The following is an 18,389-nucleotide window of genomic DNA, read 5'->3' on the forward strand; positions in this document are numbered from 1 at the left end:
CAAAGTTTTAACTTGTTTTTTATTGATGAAAACAGGTATAATATTACTTATGATTAACGGAATTATTAATTTGAAAAAGGAAGCTGGGATGACTAGCCATGACGCTGTCTTTAAGCTTCGTAAAATTTTACATGAAAAGAAAATCGGTCACGGTGGTACGCTAGATCCAGATGTTGTTGGAGTCTTACCAATTGCTGTCGGAAAAGCAACTCGTGTGATTGAATATATGACTGAAGCAGGAAAAGTATATCGTGGGCAAATCTGCCTAGGCTTTTCAACGACAACAGAGGATGCTAGTGGTGAACTTGTTGAAAAAACACCAGTTAGTGAATTAACAGAAGAAGAAGTTGACCAGGCACTTACTCAGTTTGTTGGTGAGATTACTCAAGTGCCGCCAATGTATTCTGCTGTTAAGGTTAATGGGAAACGTTTGTACGAGTATGCTCGTGCTGGTCAGGAAGTTGAACGTCCAGAACGTCATGTGACAATTTATGGCTTTAAACGCACAAGTTCATTAAACTTCAAGGATGACTGTTGTTATTTTGACTTTGAAGTTGCTTGTAGTAAAGGTACTTACATTAGAACCTTATCAGTTGATTTAGGAAAATCGCTTGGCTTTGCAAGTCATATGTCATATTTAGAACGCCAAGCATCAGCAGGTCTTCAGTTGGAAGATGCACTTACCTTGTCTGAAATTGCTGAAAAAGTTGCTCAAGATGACTTTTCATTTCTTTTGCCAATCGAATACGGTGTTATGGACTTACCACGTATTGATTTGACAGAAGAACAAGTAACAGAAATTTCATTTGGACGTAAAATTGCTCTAGATAGAAATGAAGAACAATTGGCAGCCTTCTATCAAGACAAAGTAGTTGCTATTCTCATTCCACGTGATGACCTATACAAACCAAATAAAGTGTTTATATAATAGAATGGAAAAAATGAATATTCAACAAATAAAAGATGCTCGAGACATTGAACGCACTCGAGACATTGAACGCACTCGAGATAGTGTTTTAGTATTGGGATACTTTGATGGCCTTCATAAAGGTCACAAAGCTTTATTTGATCAAGCAAGAGAAATTGCAAAACGTGATCAATTGGATTTGACTGTTTTGACGTTTAATGAATCACCGCGTTTAGCTCTTGCTCGCTTTACACCTGAATTATTATTGAATTTAACATCGCCAGAAAAGCGTTATGAGAAATTTGCCGAATACGGCGTAGATGACCTCTATTTAATTGATTTCACATCTGATTTTTCGAAAAAGTCATCAAAAGAATTTCTTGAAACTTATATTAAAGCTTTACGTGCAAAAACAATTGTCGTAGGTTTTGATTATAAATTTGGGCATGATCGCAAAGATGCTAATGATTTGGCAGAAATTTTTGATGGTCAAGTGATAGTAGTGCCAGAAGTTCAAGATAATGGTGAAAAAATTAGTTCTAGTAGAATTCGTAAGGAAATCCTGTCAGGAAATGTTTCTGAAGTGAATCGCCTTCTAGGCTATGAATTCTCAACTAAAGGTATTGTGGTTCACGGAGATGCACGAGGCCGTACGATAGGATTTCCAACAGCAAACTTAGCTGTTTTGGATCGCATCTATCTTCCTGGCGACGGTGTTTATGTATCAGATATTATTGTTTCAGGAAAACGCTACCGCTCAATGACAAGCATTGGGAAAAATGTCACATTCGGTGGTCAAGATTTACGACTTGAAGCAAATATTTTTGGTTTTGATGATGACATTTATGGAGAAACCGTCGAGATTATTTGGTTGGACAAGATTCGTGGCATGGAAAAATTCTCGGGAGCAGATGAATTAGTTAAGCGCTTAAAAATTGATAAAGAAATTGCCCAAAATTGGGAAAAAAATAGAAAACTTTTTTAAAATTTTGTATAATTAAGTTAAGAAGATTAGAGAGGTGGTTTTATGATTACTTTATTTTTGTCACCAAGTTGTACAAGCTGCCGAAAAGCACGAGCTTGGCTTAATGAACACGATGTTAAATTTCAAGAACACAATATCATTACCAGTCCTCTTAGTCGCGATGAATTAATGGCTATTTTGGCCTTTACAGAAAATGGAACAGAAGATATTATTTCAACTCGATCAAAAGTATTTCAAAAGTTAGATATCGACCTCGACGACTTGTCTGTTTCAGAATTGATTGATTTAATTGCGAAAAATCCTGGTTTGCTTCGTCGTCCAATTATTTTGGACAATAAACGGATGCAAATCGGATTTAACGAAGATGAAATTCGTGCTTTTTTGCCACGTGATTATCGTAAACAGGAATTGCGTGATGCTACGATAAAAGCAGAAATTGAAGGATAGAATTAGAAAGGAATAACTTCTTAGCGAAAAAAGCTATGAGTTCTCTTGATGAAGAAAGAGGCTTTTCCTAGAAGTTTGGAAAATCTTTGTATGAAAAATTACAGCTATCCACTTGATTTGTCTTGGAGCACTGAAGAGATAGCATCAGTGCTTCATTTTTTAAATCAGGTTGAGGCCGCATATGAAACAAAAGTTGCTGTGAGCGATTTATTAGATAGCTATGCAACTTTTAAAACCATTGTTAAAAGTAAAGCACAAGAAAAACAAATTGATCGCGAATTTCAACAAAGTAGCGGCTATTCAACGTATCAAGCCGTAAAAGCTGCTAAAGCAAAGGAGAAAGGATACATTTCCCTTGGAAAATAAGTTTCAATTTGCTAAAAAAATGATTCGTGAAGCAGGCGACTTTATCAAAAAAAATATGGTTAAGGATCTTGAAATCGAAGAAAAGACGCGTTTTGATGATCTAGTAACCAATTTAGATAAAGAAACGCAGGAATTACTAATCGCTAATATTAAACAAGTCTATCCAGATGACCACATTTTAGCTGAGGAAAACGGTGTCCATCATGATATCACTGATGGCAATGTCTGGGTTTTAGACCCTATTGATGGAACAGTGAATTTTGTGGCTCAAGGCACACATTTTGCCGTTATGATTGCTTATTATGAGGATGGTATCGGTCAATTTGGTTTGATTTACGATGTGATGAATGATTTGTTGTATAGTGGTGGTGGTCAATTTGATGTTTTTGTGAATGACCAAAAATTACCACCCTTTAAAGATCGACCATTGAATCGTTTTTTGGTAGGCTGTAACGCTAACATGTTTGCTAGTAATTATCATGGTTTGCATGATTTGATTGAACAAACTTTAGGTGTTCGTGTTTATGGTGGTGCAGGTATCAGCATGGCAGCTGTCATGGCAGGACAGTTGATGGCATACTTTTCATATATTCAACCTTGGGACTATGCAGCCGCTAAGGTGATGGGTGATAAGCTTGGCTATGTTTTGTTAACTATTGATGGTGAAGAACCTGATTTTACACATCGTCAAAAAATCATGTTTGTTCCGAAAGCAAAATTATCAACGATACAAACTTATTTATCTAAAGCCTAGTATTTTACTAGGTTTTTCTTTTATATCTATGGTAAAATGAGGATAATTTATAGAAAACGTTTTAATTGGGTAAATTTTATAAAAGGAGTTTTTTTATGATAAATTGGCTAATGACACAAAATGTTGTCCTTTTAGCCTTGTTAGCAGGTTTATTTACGTGGGGATGTACTATTGTAGGGTCTGCAGTTGTCTTTTTCTTTACCAAAGTTAGTCGCAAATTACTTGATGTCATGATGGGGTTTGCGGCCGGAGTAATGATTGCAGCGTCCTTTTGGTCTTTGCTTGACCCAGCGCTTGCCTACGCTAAAGCTGATTATGGCAATTTTGCTTGGGTACCTGCAGCAGTTGGCTTTTTATTAGGTGGTTTTAGTCTTCGTTTGATTGATGCTCTTGTCCCACACTTACACTTGGGGTTAGAAGTGTCTGAAGCTGAAGGGATTCAACCAAAGAAAAAACTATCAAAAACAGCTCTTCTCTTTTTAGCGATTACTATTCATAATTTTCCAGAAGGTCTAGCGGTCGGTGTTACTTTTGGAGCTTTGGCTTCTGGTAATATGACTAGTTCGGCGCTTATTGGTGCTATTGGTCTTGCTATTGGGATTGGTTTACAAAATATCCCAGAAGGTGCTGCGTTGTCGATTCCGATTCGAGCTGATGGCAGTTCACGATCACGAGCATTCTTCTTGGGGTCAATGTCAGCAATTGTTGAACCTATTGGAGCTGTTTTAGGAGCAGCTTTAGTAATTATTATGCTACAAATTATTCCGTATGCTCTGGCCTATGCAGCTGGTGCCATGATTTTCGTTGTTGTTGAAGAGTTAATTCCTGAATCACAGACGAATGAGAATACTGATGTGGCAACTCTTGGCTTAATGGTTGGGTTTGTTATCATGATGGTGATGGATGTGGCATTAGGCTAATCACTTTATATTCAAAAAGAGGTTGAGGTAAAATTTCTCAATCTCTTTTTTGGTGTGCAAATTATTTGAAACAGTTTTCAAAATTTATTAAAATGGACAAAAAAGAAAAAGGTGATGCTATGGCAATTACAGTTAATTTGTATTATAAAGGTGCAAACGGCAGTGCTAGACGATTTGTAGAAGAAATGGAAAAATCTGGTATAGCAGATGCTATTCGTGCTGAAAAAGGTAATTTACGCTATGACTATTTCTTTCCGGCTAAAGAAACTGAGACAGTTTTATTGATTGATAGTTGGGAAAATCAAGAAGCCCTTGACAGTCATCACGCTTCACCGATGATGGCTACTTTGGCAAAGTTGCGTGATAAATACGATTTGCATATGACAGTTGAACGTTATGTTTCAGATAATAGTGACGTTGATGACAGTGCTTTTATTCGCCATTAATTTATCAATTGCATCGATTATTAAGTTTTCTACAGGAGGTATTCAGATGACATCATTTGCATCATTTTTTACAGAAATCACTGCACAAGAAGCTAAAAAGTTTTTAGAAACAGCTGAAGATTTTATTCTCTTTATTGGTCGCCCTAGTTGTCCATATTGTCGCCGCTTTGAACCAAAGTTAACACAGGTTGCCAAAGATAATCAACTTACTGTTTACTTTGTAAATAGTGAAGGACTTGATTCAGGTATTCAAGAATTAAGAACAGCATATGATGTTTCAACTGTACCAGGTTTGTTAGTGGCTAAAGCTGGTCACGTTAAAGTGGTGTGTGATTCATCGTTGTCAGAAGAAGCTATTTTAGAGTTTATCAAGAATTAGATTTGGAGAATATATGGACGTTAAGCAATACGATTATATTGTTATTGGTGGAGGTTCTGGCGGGATTGCTTCAGCTAATCGTGCGGCTATGCATGGTGCTAAAGTCATTCTATTTGAAGCAAAAGAGGTTGGTGGTACCTGTGTTAATTTAGGATGTGTTCCTAAGAAAGTGATGTGGTACGGGGCTCAGGTTGCTGAGACGATTCAGACCTATGCTAGCGAATATGGTTTTCACATCACTGATACGACTTTTGATTTCAAAACGCTAAAAGCTAATCGTAAGGCCTATATCGATCGTATTCATGCCTCTTATGAACGTGGATTTGATAACAATGGTGTTGATCGCGTTTATGATTATGCTAGTTTTGTTAATCCTCATACGGTTGAAGTTGCTGGTCAATACTATACAGCTCCGCACATTTTAATTGCGACTGGTGGTCATGCTCTTTATCCTGATATTCCAGGTGCTGAATACGGCATGATTTCAGATGATTTTTTTGCCTTAGATAGTCTTCCAAAGCGTGTTGCTGTTGTTGGAGCAGGCTATATCGCTGTCGAACTTGCCGGAGTCTTACATGCACTCGGTTCAAAGACGGACCTTTTTGTTCGTAATGAACGACCACTTCGTACGTTTGATAAAGAAATTGTTGAAACCCTTGTTAAATACATGGCCGAAAGTGGTCCACAATTACATACGCACTCAATTCCAAAAGAAGTTAAAAAAATGCCGATGACTCTTTGACGTTAATTTTAGAAAATGGTGAATCTTACACGGTAGACGCTATCATTTGGGCAATTGGACGCAAGGCTAATGTGAGCGGATTTGGTCTTGAAAAAACAGGAGTAGGATTGACCAAAGAGGGCTACATTAAGACAGATGAGTATGAAAATACTTCTGTTGAAGGTATTTACGCTCTAGGAGATGTTAATGGTAAACTTGAACTAACACCTGTGGCAGTTAAAGCAGGACGACAATTATCAGAACGCCTCTTTAACAACAAACCAACTGCAAAAATGGATTATAAAGACGTTGCCACAGTCATTTTTAGTCATCCAGCCATTGGTTCTATCGGGTATTCAGAGGAAAAAGCTATTGAAGAATTTGGGGCAGATAAAATTAAAGTTTATCGCTCAACTTTCACACCTATGTATACAGCTCTAGGCAATCATCGCCAACCAAGTAAAATGAAGTTGGTTACTTTAGGTGATGACGAGAAAATCATCGGTTTACATGGTATTGGCTATGGTGTTGATGAGATGATTCAAGGTTTTTCAGTTGCTATCAAAATGGGAGCAACTAAAGAAGATTTTGATAATACGGTAGCCATTCATCCAACAGGAGCAGAGGAGTTTGTGACAATGAGATAGCTTTTAGATTTTTATACAAATAAGGCAGTTCGGATAATGAACTGCTTTTTATTGACTAAATTACTGATTAAATCAGTCATATGCTTGTCTTAAAGTTGTAATTAACATGTGAAATTGTTATCATATAAGTATGAAATTACCTGATAAATTTATTGAAAAATACCGTAATCTTCTTGGACAAGAAGCAGATGATTTCTTTGCTACATTTGATCAAGAAGCTGTTTCTGGATTTCGTGTAAATCCTCTAAAAAATGCTCAGCAAACCTTCGATTCAGCAATTCCAAATACCCCGTGGGGTCACTATGGGAAAGTATCTGGTAAGTCACCTGAACATGTCTCTGGATTGGTTTATTCTCAAGAACCTGCTGCTCAGATGGTTGCACAAGTAGCAGCACCCAAGGAAAACATGCGAGTGCTTGATTTAGCTGCAGCACCTGGTGGAAAATCAACTCACCTTCTCAGTTATATGAATAATACTGGCGTTTTGGTCAGCAATGAGATTTCTAACAAGCGCAGTAAAATCCTTGTTGAGAATGTCGAACGATTTGGTGCAAAAAATGTTGTGGTGACCAATGAAAGCTCAGATAGATTAGCAAAAGTTTTCAAAGAGTACTTTGACTTGATTGTCTTTGATGGTCCTTGTTCTGGAGAAGGAATGTTCCGAAAAGACCCTTCAGCGACACAATATTGGCATGAAGGATATCCAGCTGAATGTGCCAGTCTCCAAAAGGAAATCTTAGAAGAAGCAATGAAAATGCTTGCTCCAGGTGGTACACTTGTTTACTCAACATGTACATGGTCCCCAGAGGAAAATGAAGGGGTGGTAAATTGGTTACTATCAGAATACGACAACCTTGAGCTTGTTCCGATTGAGAAAATCAACGGGATGGCTGAAGGAATTGACATGCCTGAAGTTGCTCGCATGTATCCACACCGTTTTAAAGGTGAAGGACAATTTGTTGCTAAGCTACATGATACGAGAGAACCAGCTCACCGCAAAGTCAAACCTATAAAATCTAATCTAACAAAAGATCAGCTTAATTTATGGCAAGATTTCGCCAAAAAACATCTAAAAATTGAGCTAAGTGGGCTCCTACAAACCTTTGGTGATAACCTTTATTTGTTGCCAGAAGGTTTGCCTGATTTAGGTAAATTAAAAATTGCTCGCAATGGACTTCATCTAGGAACATTTAAGAAAAATCGTTTCGAACCATCTTTTGCATTGGGCTTAGCCCTTTCACCAAATGACGTAGAACAGTTTGTAGAAATTGATATAGAACAGTTCAAGGTTTATGTTACAGGAAATGTCATAAACTTAGAAAATCCATTAAAAAATGGTTGGTATTTAGTTTCTGTAAACGGCAACGGCATAGGTTTTGCAAAAGTTACTGGGAATATTCTGAAAAATTACTTTCCAAAAGGACTTCGCTTTAATCCCTAAACTGTTATAGGTACAATTTTTGAGTGACATAGGTTGAAAACCACTTTTCAAGGTTTCAGTGATGTGATACTATTTCCTTGTGAGGTATTTGTAACACTTCATGTTATTTACTTTTTATTTTCAAAATAAGTAGGAATCGCAAATGAAAAAAATGAAAATTCTTAGCTTTTTATTGCTAGTTACCTCAGTGACCTTTGCACTGTCTGGCTGCGCAAGCTGGATTGATAAAGGTCAGTCGATTACAAGTGTCGGATCGACAGCTTTGCAACCACTGGTAGAAGCTGCCGCAGATGAATTTGGATCGACTAATGTTGGAAAAACAGTCAATGTCCAAGGTGGTGGATCTGGTACAGGTCTTTCACAAGTTCAATCAGGGGCTGTTCAAATTGGTAACAGCGATGTTTTCGCAGAAGAAAAAGAAGGTATTAATGCTGATAAGTTGGTGGATCACCAAGTAGCAGTAGCAGGTCTTGCGGTTATTGTTAACAAGAAAGTTTCAGTTAACAATCTAACGACAGATCAATTACATCAAATCTTTACTGGTAAGATTACGAACTGGAAAGAAGTTGGTGGACCTGATTTGGCCATTTCTATTATCAACCGTGCTGCAAGTTCAGGTTCTCGTGCGACCTTTGATAGTGTTATCATGAAAGGTGATTCAGCTATTCAAAGTCAAGAGCAGGACTCAAATGGTATGGTTAAATCAATTGTTTCGCAAACTCCAGGGGCTATTTCTTATCTTGCTTTTGCCTATGTAGATAGTTCCGTTAAGACAATTCGTTTGAACGGCTACAAACCAACTGCTGAAAATGTAACAAAAAATAACTGGCCACTCTGGTCTTATGAACATATGTATACGAAAGGTAAACCAACTGGTTTGACTAAAGAATTTTTGGACTACGTCATGAGTGATGATGTCCAAAAAGGTGTCGTTGAACAAATGGGCTATATTTCAGTTAACGATATGAAAGTTACAAAAGCAGCTGATGGCACTGTTACAGCAAAATAAGGAGATGTTATGAGAAATCAAGATCTTGAGAAACAGTTAACAACGCCTTCGAAAAATTCTCGCCTTGAGAAGTTCGGAAAAGGCATTACATTCTTTTGTTTAGTACTGATTGTTTTCATTGTTGCAATGATTTTAATCTTTGTTGCTCAAAAAGGGTTATCAACTTTCTTCGTTGACGGTGTTAACCCGATCAAATTCCTTTTTGGAAGTAAATGGGATCCAAGTTCAGGATCATTTGGAGCCCTTCCAATGATTTTGGGATCATTTATTGTAACGATTTTGTCTGCCTTGGTAGCAACACCTATTGCTATTGGTGCAGCGGTCTTTATGACAGAAATTTCTCCAAAATATGGAGCTAAAATTCTACAACCAGCAATTGAATTATTGACAGGTATTCCATCTGTTGTTTATGGGTTCATTGGGCTACAAGTCATTGTGCCATTTACACGTTCTATTTTTGGTGGAACTGGTTTTGGTATTTTGTCCGGTGTCTGTGTTTTGTTTGTTATGATTTTACCGACGGTTACTTTCATGACAATTGACAGTTTAAAAGCAGTGCCAAGACATTATAAAGAAGCTAGTTTAGCGATGGGAGCCACTCGTTGGCAAACCATCTGGCGCGTTATTTTAAATGCTGCTAGACCTGGTATCTTTACCGCAGTTATTTTCGGTATGGCACGTGCCTTTGGTGAAGCCTTAGCTATCCAAATGGTCGTTGGTAACTCAGCAGTTGTTCCTACATCACTAACAACTCCAGCAGCAACCCTAACATCCGTTCTTACAATGGGAATTGGTAATACCGTTATGGGAACTGTTCAAAATAATGTTCTTTGGTCACTAGCGTTGGTTCTACTCATCATGAGCCTAGGATTCAACATGCTCGTGAAATTTATTACAAGAGAAAGAAAGAGAAACTATGCACGCTAAGAAATTTGATAAGTTAGCAACAGGAATTCTCTACACAATTGCTGGGATTATTGTTGCGATTTTGGCATCATTATTACTATATATCTTGGTTAATGGATTACCACATGTCAACTGGTCATTCTTGACGGGTAAATCATCATCATATGAAGCTGGTGGTGGTATTGGGATTCAATTGTATAATTCCCTCTTTCTTTTGGTAATCACATTGGTTATTTCTATCCCTTTATCAATGGGAGCAGGAATTTATTTGTCTGAATACGCGAAAAAAGGCCGTTTTACTAATTTCATCAGAACATGTATTGAAATTCTTTCATCTTTACCATCTGTTGTTGTCGGTTTGTTTGGTTACTTGATTTTCGTTGTTCAATTCCAATATGGATTCTCAATCATCTCAGGTGCCCTTGCTCTTACCGTTTTTAACCTTCCACAAATGACACGTAATGTTGAAGATGGTCTTCGTAATGTTCACCACACACAACGTGAAGCAGGTCTTGCGCTTGGTTTGTCACGTTGGGAAACAGTAGTTCATGTGGTCATTCCAGAAGCTCTTCCAAGTATTGTGACTGGTATCGTTCTTGCTTCAGGTCGTATTTTCGGTGAAGCAGCAGCGCTTATCTACACAGCTGGTCAATCAGCACCAGCTCTCGATTGGTCAAACTGGAATCCGCTAAGTATTACAAGTCCGATTTCAATTTTCCGTCAAGCCGAAACTTTGGCTGTTCACATTTGGAAAGTTAATAGTGAAGGAACGATTCCTGATGCGACTCAAGTATCGCAAGGAAGTGCTGCAGTTCTCTTGATTTTCATCTTAATTTTCAACCTCTCAGCACGTTATATCGGTAAAAAACTTCACGCCAAATTAACGTCAGCAAAATAAAGGAGAAGAGATGACAAAGTATAACTGGAATGAAAGACATATTATTACTTTTCCTGAAGAAAAATTAGCCCTAGCTACAAAAGACCTTCATGTTTACTATGGTCAAAAAGAAGCTATCAAGGGGATTGATATGCAGTTTGAAAAAAATAAAATCACTGCTCTTATCGGACCTTCAGGATGTGGTAAATCAACTTTTCTTCGTAGCCTAAATCGTATGAACGATACCATTGATATTGCGAAAGTCACTGGACAAATTTTGTACGAAGGTATTGATGTTAATGCCAAAAACATTAACGTTTACGAAATGCGTAAGCACATCGGAATGGTTTTCCAACGACCAAATCCATTTGCTAAATCAATCTATAAAAATATTACATTTGCCTACGAACGTGCAGGTGTTAAAGATAAACAATTTTTAGATGAAATCGTTGAGACTTCTCTAAAACAAGCTGCCCTCTGGGATCAAGTGAAAGATGATTTGCATAAATCAGCCTTCACCCTTTCAGGCGGTCAACAACAACGCTTGTGTATCGCTCGTGCTATCGCAGTGAAACCTGATATTCTTTTGATGGACGAACCTGCATCAGCCCTTGACCCTGTTGCGACAATGCAACTGGAAGATACAATGTTTGAGTTGAAAAAAGATTACACAATCATTATTGTTACTCATAACATGCAACAAGCCGCACGTGCTAGTGATTATACAGCCTTCTTCTATTTGGGGGATTTGATCGAATACGATAAAACCAATAATATTTTCCAAAATGCCAAATTGCAATCAACTAGCGATTATGTGTCAGGACACTTTGGTTAGAAAGGCAAGACATGACAGAACCTATTTTAAAAGTAAGAGACTTATCTGTTTACTATAATAAGAAAAAAGCGCTCAATAATGTCTCTATGGATTTCTATCCTAATGAAATTACTGCATTGATTGGTCCATCTGGTTCAGGAAAATCAACACTATTACGTTCGATTAATCGAATGGGGGACTTGAACCCTGAAGTAACCCTAACAGGATCAATCGTTTATAACGGACATAACATTTACAGTCCAAGAACAGACACTGTTGAACTTCGTAAAGAAATCGGAATGGTTTTCCAACAACCTAACCCATTTCCAATGTCAATTTATGAAAATGTTGTTTATGGTTTGCGTTTAAAAGGAATCAAGGATAAGCAAATTTTGGATGAAGCAGTTGAAAGTTCTTTGATTGGTGCCTCAATCTGGGATGAAGTCAAAGACCGTTTGCATGATTCTGCTCTTGGCTTGTCAGGTGGTCAACAACAGCGTGTGTGTGTAGCACGTGTTCTTGCAACAAGTCCAAAAATTATTTTACTTGATGAACCAACATCAGCTCTTGACCCTATCTCAGCAGGTAAGGTCGAAGATACGCTTTATGGTTTGAAAGATAAATACACAATGCTTCTTGTGACACGTTCAATGCAACAAGCATCACGTATCTCAGATCGTACCGGTTTCTTCCTTGATGGAAAACTCATTGAGTACGGAAAAACTCATGAAATGTTCATGGATCCTAAATGTAAAGAAACCGAAGATTATATTACTGGTAAATTTGGTTAGTTTTGGGAACACTCAAAAGGAGATGATATTATGTTAAGATCAAAATTTGACGATGAATTAGAAAAATTGCATAACCAATTCTATGCTATGGGTACTGAAGTGTTGTCACAAATTAACAAAACAGTTCGTGCTTTTATCAGCCATGACCGTGAATTGGCTAAAGAGGTTATTGAAGGCGACGAAATTGTTAATAATTTCGAAACAAAACTTGAGAAAAAATCTCTTGAAATCATTGCCCTACAACAACCCGTTTCACAAGATTTACGTACGGTTATTACCGTTTTGAAAGCATCTAGCGATGTTGAACGTATGGGTGACCATGCTACATCAATCGCTAAAGCAACTATTCGTGTTAAAGGCGAAGAACGTTTGCCAGAAGTTGAAGCAGAAATCAAAAAAATGGGTAAAGCCGTTCGTAACATGGTAGAAGAAGCGCTTGATGTTTATGTGACAGGTGAAGAAGAACGCGCTTATGAAGTTGCAGCTTCTGATGAAGTCATTGATAACTACTTTAAAGAAATTCAAAACATGGCTGTTGAATCTATTCGTCAACAACCAGATACTGTTTTTGCTGGTAAAGAGTATCTTCAAGTAATTACTTACTTAGAACGTATCGGTGATTATGCTCGTAACCTTTGTGAATGGGTTATTTACCTTAAAACAGGAAAAATTATTGAATTGTAAAAGTTTAAAAGACTGTCTATTAGGCAGTCTTTTTCAATAGGCTTTTTAAAACTGACATATATCATATTTTGTGATATAATGATGAAGTTTGATGGTATTGTCGTTTTCTGAATTTTCATTTATTATACAATCCATCATACGATTTAATTTTTAAAAGATTAGGTGATATGGGGAAGCAGTATACTGGTCCTCATTCTACGTTTTAAAGGAGTTATATGAAAACTGTAGAACATTTTATTGAAAAGTTTGTTCCTGAAAATTATAATATTTTCCTTGATATTAACCGTCAAGACAAAACTTTTTCAGGTAACGTTGCCATTAGTGGTGAAGCTTTAGATAATGTTATTTCATTCCACCAAAAAGATTTGACAGTTGCTTCTGTTTTGTTAGACAATCAAAATCTTGAATTTACGATTGATAATGATAATGAAGCTGTCCATGTTGAATTACCAGAAACTGGAACAATGACACTTGTTGTTGAGTTTTCAGGTAATATCACTGATAACATGACTGGTATTTACCCATCATATTACACAGTTGATGGGGTTAAAAAAGAAGTCATTTCAACTCAATTTGAAAGTCACTTTGCGCGTGAAGCATTTCCATGTGTTGACGAACCAGAAGCTAAGGCAACATTTGATTTGAGTATCAAATTTGACCAAAACGAAGGCGAAATCGTTCTTTCAAACATGCCTGAAGTTGATGCTGATCGTCGTAAAGAAACTGGTCTTTGGACGTTTGATACAACACCTCGTATGTCTTCATACCTATTAGCTTTTGCTCTTGGTGATTTGCAAGGTAAAACCGCTAAAACTAAAAACGGTACTGAAGTAGGAGTTTTCTCAACAAAAGCACATGCTCTTAAATCTCTAGATTTTTCACTAGACATTGCTGTTCGTGTCATTGACTTTTACGAAGAATACTTTGGTGTTAAATACCCAATTCCATTGTCATATCACGTTGCGCTTCCTGACTTTTCAGCGGGAGCTATGGAAAACTGGGGCTTAGTAACATACCGTGAAGTTTATCTCCTTGTTGATGAAAACTCAACAGTTAAGAGTCGTCAAAGTGTAGCCCTTGTTGTTGCTCACGAATTAGCTCACCAATGGTTCGGTAACCTTGTTACAATGAAATGGTGGGATGACCTATGGTTGAATGAATCATTCGCCAATATGATGGAATATGTTTCAGTTGATGCCATTGAACCATCATGGAATATCTTTGAAGATTTCCAAACAGGAGGTCTTCCATTAGCGCTTAAACGTGATGCAACTGATGGTGTTCAATCTGTTCACGTTGAAGTCAAACACCCTGATGAAATCAATACATTGTTTGATCCAGCTATTGTTTACGCTAAAGGTAGTCGCTTGATGCACATGCTTCGTCGTTGGTTAGGTGATGAAGATTTCCGTGCCGGTCTTAAAATTTACTTTGAAAAACATCAATACAGCAATACAATTGGTCGTGACCTTTGGGATGCCTTGTCAGAAGCGTCTGGAAAAGATGTTGCTGTCTTCATGGATGCATGGTTAGAACAACCTGGTTACCCTGTTGTAACAGCTGAAGTGGTTGATGATACACTTGTTCTTAGCCAAAAACAATTCTTCGTTGGTGAAAGTGTTGATGAAAATCGTATTTGGCCAATTCCATTAAATAGCAATTGGAAAGGTCTTCCAGATACTTTAACAGAAGCTCGTCTTGAAATTCCTAATTACAGCAAACTTGCTTCTGAAAATGATGGAGCTTTCCGTCTCAATACAGAAAATACAGCCCACTATATCACAAACTACAAAGGTGAGTTGTTAGATACAGTTCTTGAACAATTGACTGAACTTGATACAGTTTCAAAACTTCAAGTAATCCAAGAACGTCGTTTGCTTGCTGAAAGTGGCGAAATCTCATACGCTGAGTTAGTGCCATTATTAACAAAACTTTCTGATGAAACATCATACTTGGTAGCAGAAGCTATTTCTCAAGTTGTTGATGGTTTGGATATCTTCTTAGACGAAGGAAGTCAAGCACAAGCTCAATTCAAAGCCTTGATTAGTCGTTTGATGCAAAAGAACTACGATCGTTTAGGTTTTGAACCAAAAGCTGGTGAATCTGATGAAGATGAGATGGTTCGACAAAATACTATTTCATTGATGTTGTATGCTGATAATGAAGATGCTGTTACAAAAGCTGAAGCAATCTTCCACCAACATAAAGATAATATCGAAGCTATTCCAGCATCAATCCGTATGTCAGTTCTTGCCAACCAAATCAAACACGCTGAAACTGAAGATTTAGTATCTCTTTACCTTGACACTTATGTGAAAACAAATGACGGTAACTTCAAACGTCAATTGGCATCTGCTTTGTCAAATACAAAAGATAATGCAACAGTTGAACGTGTATTGGCTGAGTTGAAAAATAAAGATGTTGTTAAACCTCAAGACTTAGCTATGAGTTGGTACCGTCCATTCCTTGATAAACCATTCTCTCAAGGTGCATTCTGGACATGGGCTCGAGAAAACTGGGATTGGATTAAAGCTGCACTTGGTGGCGATATGAGTTTTGATAAATTTGTTATCTACCCAGCTAATTCATTCAAGACAGTTGAACGTCTTGAAGAGTATAAAGCTTTCTTTGAACCTCAATTGAATGATATGGCTATTAGCCGTAACATCACAATGGGTATTAAAGAAATCTCAGCTCGTCTTGATTTAATTAGCACAAGTAAAGTTGCTGTTGAAGAAGCCCTAGCAGCAGTTAAATAAGCAGTGATAAAGAGGCGTTTGAGTGAAAACTCAGGCGCTTTTTTTCTGTCTTTTAGGAAATCTTAAGCTCAATTCGATATTCTTTTGATAGACTAAATAAATTGCATTAAATACTTAGACCAAAGGGTTAAGTCATGATATAATAAGATGAATAAGGGAGCAGATATATGATTAAGATTTTATTAGTAGAAGATGATTTGAGCTTATCAAATTCAATCTTTGATTTTTTAGACGATTTTGCTGATGTTATGCAAGTTTTTGACGGTGAAGAAGGATTATATGAAGCAGAAAGTGGTGTTTATGATCTTATCTTGCTTGATTTAATGTTGCCAGAAAAAGATGGTTTCCAAGTTCTTAAAGAACTACGTGAAGATGGCATTACAACACCAGTTTTAATTATGACAGCTAAAGAAAGTCTTGACGACAAAGGACATGGGTTTGAACTTGGTGCTGACGACTATTTAACAAAACCATTTTACCTTGAAGAGTTGAAGATGCGTATTCAAGCGCTTTTAAAACGCTCTGGAAAATTCAATGATAATACTTTGTCTTACCATGAATTAACAGCTGATACCTCAACAAACACAACCACAGTAAACGGTGAGAAAGTTGAGTTGCTTGGTAAAGAATTTGACTTGTTGGTTTATTTCTTGCAAAACCAAAATGTTATCTTGCCAAAATCTCAAATTTTTGACCGTATTTGGGGATTTGATAGTGATACCACGATTTCAGTTGTTGAAGTCTATGTGTCTAAGATTCGAAAAAAACTAAAAGGCACAAGCTTTGCTAACAATCTACAAACGCTACGTAGTGTGGGATATATTCTAAAAGATGCTGAATAACATACACAAAAAATTATCTACTGGGACTTTTTCTCACTTTTTCCATTTCTTTGCGGTATTTACTGGGATCTTTATCATTATGACTACCATTATCTTGCAGATTATGAGATATGGTCTTTATTCTTCTGTAGATACAACTTTGCAAAATGCAGCGGACAATGCAAGTGATTACGTGACACGAACGATGGAGCGAAGTGATTCATTGCAAGCGAATAATGGTTTGAATGGACCAGGAAAAAGTAAGTCAAGTTCAACTGTCGCTGGTTTAAGTAATGTCAGCGTTCTTTTGTATGATTCAAATGGAAAAATCGTAAATGCTTTGGACGCATTTGTTCAATTTGGAACCTTGACATCTAGTGTTGATGAGGATTCGGTTGGTGAGATTAAAGACGAGAAGATGACTACTATCTTTGGTCAAACTGAAAAATACCATGTTTTAACTGTTAGAGTTTATAGTAGTGACTATCCATCGATTGAATACGCAACGTTCTTAATTAGTGTCAGTCAGCTTGATGAAGCCAATGAACGTTATGTGACGATTACCATTTCAATTATGATTATCTTCTGGATGATTTCTATTTTAGCAAGCGTTTATTTGGCTAACTGGACGCGTAAGCCGATTTTAGAAAGTTACGAAAAACAAAAACGATTTGTTGAAAATGCCAGTCACGAACTTAGAACACCATTAGCGGTGCTTCAAAATCGTCTTGAAAGTTTGTTTAGACGACCGGATGCAACAATTCTTGATAATAGCGAAAGTATCGCGGCAAGTCTTGATGAAGTGCGAAATATGCGGATTCTAACAACTAATCTTTTAAATCTTGCTAGACGAGACGATGGCTTAAAAGTTGAATTGGAAGAGATTCAACCATCTACTTTTAACGAAATTTTTGAGAATTACAATATGATTGCCAAAGAAAATGGCAAAACATTTGTTGCTCACAATTCAGCTGATCGTCCAATAAAATCTGATAAGACGCTGCTCAAACAATTGATGACTATCTTATTTGATAATGCTATTAAGTACACTGATGATGATGGTTTTATCGAATTTACTGTTAAGACAACAGAGCGTCAAACGATTTTGACAATCTCTGATAATGGACCAGGTATTAGTGATGCTGATAAAGAAAAGATTTTTGATCGTTTTTATCGTATTGACAAAGCTAGAACACGCCAAAAAGGTGGGTTTGGTCTTGGATTGTCATTAGCAAAACAAATTGTTGATGCTTTGAAGGGTGATATTCAAGTAAAAGATAATCATCCAAAAGGAACAATTTTTGAAGTTCGATTCAATCGACATAATTTTGGTAAATAAAAAGGACGCTAATTAGCGTCCTTTTTGGTTTGTAAGAGTGTTCATTAGAAAAAGAAAAACTCCATTTGGAGTTTTCATTGGATATTATTTAGCCAATTTAGCAGCAAGACGTGCTTTATCGCGGCTAGCTTTGTTTTTGTGAATCAAACCTTTTGATTCAGCTTTATCGATGCTTGCAGAAGCAGCACGGAAAAGCTCTTCAGATGGGTTAGCTTCAAATGCTTTGATAGCAGAACGCATAGCTGATTTTTGTGCTGAATTTTTTTCGTTTTGTTTAACGTTAAGTTCAGCGCGTTTGATAGCTGATTTAATATTTGCCAATGTTTTCACCTCCAAATTAATCTAACTACATTATTATATAGAATTTATTGCATTT

The 18,389-nt window shown here is 36.9% G+C and carries 19 protein-coding genes and 1 pseudogene; 19 read left to right on the top strand and 1 reads right to left on the bottom strand.

Features of this window, described 5'->3' with window-relative positions:
* Positions 1-49 precede the first annotated feature (49 nt).
* From truB to BLP98_RS02515, 19 genes and pseudogenes are all read left to right on the top strand, one after another.
* On the top strand, positions 50-928 hold the full coding sequence (gene truB, locus BLP98_RS02425) for a tRNA pseudouridine(55) synthase TruB (protein ID WP_074481737.1): 879 nt from the start codon (positions 50-52) through the stop codon (positions 926-928).
* Positions 929-941: 13 nt separating this feature from the next.
* Entirely contained in the window at positions 942-1,892 is a 951-nt protein-coding gene (locus BLP98_RS02430) for a bifunctional riboflavin kinase/FAD synthetase (RefSeq protein WP_327084534.1), read from the top strand.
* A 42-nt stretch (positions 1,893-1,934) separates the two neighbouring features.
* Positions 1,935-2,339, top strand: a complete 405-nt coding sequence (locus tag BLP98_RS02435) for a Spx/MgsR family RNA polymerase-binding regulatory protein (protein WP_074481739.1) — start codon at positions 1,935-1,937, stop codon at positions 2,337-2,339.
* A 90-nt stretch (positions 2,340-2,429) separates the two neighbouring features.
* A complete protein-coding gene (locus BLP98_RS02440) occupies positions 2,430-2,705 on the top strand; it encodes a UPF0223 family protein (RefSeq protein WP_074481806.1) in 276 nt (91 codons plus the stop codon).
* Positions 2,695-3,459: an inositol monophosphatase family protein gene (locus tag BLP98_RS02445; protein ID WP_074481740.1), complete on the top strand. Its 765-nt coding sequence runs from the start codon at positions 2,695-2,697 to the stop codon at positions 3,457-3,459. Before BLP98_RS02440 ends, BLP98_RS02445 begins: the two co-directional genes overlap by 11 nt.
* Positions 3,460-3,554: 95 nt before the next feature.
* Positions 3,555-4,379, top strand: a complete 825-nt coding sequence (locus BLP98_RS02450) for a ZIP family metal transporter (protein WP_074481741.1) — start codon at positions 3,555-3,557, stop codon at positions 4,377-4,379.
* A gap of 119 nt (positions 4,380-4,498) precedes the next feature.
* On the top strand, positions 4,499-4,825 hold the full coding sequence (locus BLP98_RS02455; protein WP_074481807.1) for a putative quinol monooxygenase: 327 nt from the start codon (positions 4,499-4,501) through the stop codon (positions 4,823-4,825).
* A gap of 46 nt (positions 4,826-4,871) precedes the next feature.
* On the top strand, positions 4,872-5,204 hold the full coding sequence (locus tag BLP98_RS02460; RefSeq protein WP_074481742.1) for a DUF6568 family protein: 333 nt from the start codon (positions 4,872-4,874) through the stop codon (positions 5,202-5,204).
* 13 nt (positions 5,205-5,217) lie between these two features.
* A pseudogene (gene gorA / locus BLP98_RS02465) lies at positions 5,218-6,572 on the top strand (glutathione-disulfide reductase).
* A gap of 130 nt (positions 6,573-6,702) precedes the next feature.
* Positions 6,703-8,013, top strand: coding sequence for an RsmF rRNA methyltransferase first C-terminal domain-containing protein (locus BLP98_RS02470; RefSeq protein WP_074481743.1), 1,311 nt, complete (start codon positions 6,703-6,705; stop codon positions 8,011-8,013).
* A gap of 142 nt (positions 8,014-8,155) precedes the next feature.
* A complete protein-coding gene (locus tag BLP98_RS02475) occupies positions 8,156-9,022 on the top strand; it encodes a phosphate ABC transporter substrate-binding protein PstS (RefSeq protein ID WP_074481744.1) in 867 nt (288 codons plus the stop codon).
* A 9-nt stretch (positions 9,023-9,031) separates the two neighbouring features.
* A complete protein-coding gene (pstC, locus tag BLP98_RS02480; RefSeq protein ID WP_074481745.1) occupies positions 9,032-9,949 on the top strand; it encodes a phosphate ABC transporter permease subunit PstC in 918 nt (305 codons plus the stop codon).
* Complete coding sequence (gene pstA, locus BLP98_RS02485; protein ID WP_039696857.1) at positions 9,939-10,826, top strand: phosphate ABC transporter permease PstA; 888 nt, start codon at positions 9,939-9,941, stop codon at positions 10,824-10,826. Before pstC ends, pstA begins: the two co-directional genes overlap by 11 nt.
* Before the next feature lie 10 nt (positions 10,827-10,836).
* The gene (gene pstB / locus BLP98_RS02490; RefSeq protein ID WP_039696858.1) at positions 10,837-11,640 is read left to right on the top strand and encodes a phosphate ABC transporter ATP-binding protein PstB; all 804 of its coding nucleotides are present in this window, start codon (positions 10,837-10,839) and stop codon (positions 11,638-11,640) included.
* Between the two features lie 11 nt (positions 11,641-11,651).
* The gene (gene pstB, locus BLP98_RS02495) at positions 11,652-12,410 is read left to right on the top strand and encodes a phosphate ABC transporter ATP-binding protein PstB (protein ID WP_074481746.1); all 759 of its coding nucleotides are present in this window, start codon (positions 11,652-11,654) and stop codon (positions 12,408-12,410) included.
* A gap of 30 nt (positions 12,411-12,440) precedes the next feature.
* Entirely contained in the window at positions 12,441-13,094 is a 654-nt protein-coding gene (gene phoU, locus BLP98_RS02500; protein ID WP_074481747.1) for a phosphate signaling complex protein PhoU, read from the top strand.
* Between the two features lie 215 nt (positions 13,095-13,309).
* Complete coding sequence (locus BLP98_RS02505) at positions 13,310-15,853, top strand: M1 family metallopeptidase (protein WP_074481748.1); 2,544 nt, start codon at positions 13,310-13,312, stop codon at positions 15,851-15,853.
* Positions 15,854-16,020: 167 nt separating this feature from the next.
* On the top strand, positions 16,021-16,695 hold the full coding sequence (locus BLP98_RS02510; protein ID WP_074481749.1) for a response regulator transcription factor: 675 nt from the start codon (positions 16,021-16,023) through the stop codon (positions 16,693-16,695).
* The gene (locus BLP98_RS02515; protein ID WP_074481750.1) at positions 16,685-18,013 is read left to right on the top strand and encodes a sensor histidine kinase; all 1,329 of its coding nucleotides are present in this window, start codon (positions 16,685-16,687) and stop codon (positions 18,011-18,013) included. Before BLP98_RS02510 ends, BLP98_RS02515 begins: the two co-directional genes overlap by 11 nt.
* An 84-nt stretch (positions 18,014-18,097) precedes the next feature.
* Here BLP98_RS02515 and rpsT read toward each other — a convergent pair whose 3' ends face one another.
* A complete protein-coding gene (gene rpsT, locus BLP98_RS02520) occupies positions 18,098-18,349 on the bottom strand; it encodes a 30S ribosomal protein S20 (protein ID WP_004231769.1) in 252 nt (83 codons plus the stop codon).
* Positions 18,350-18,389: the final 40 nt, after the last annotated feature.

The organism is Streptococcus equinus, from assembly GCF_900104225.1.
GTDB lineage: Bacteria > Bacillota > Bacilli > Lactobacillales > Streptococcaceae > Streptococcus > Streptococcus equinus_D.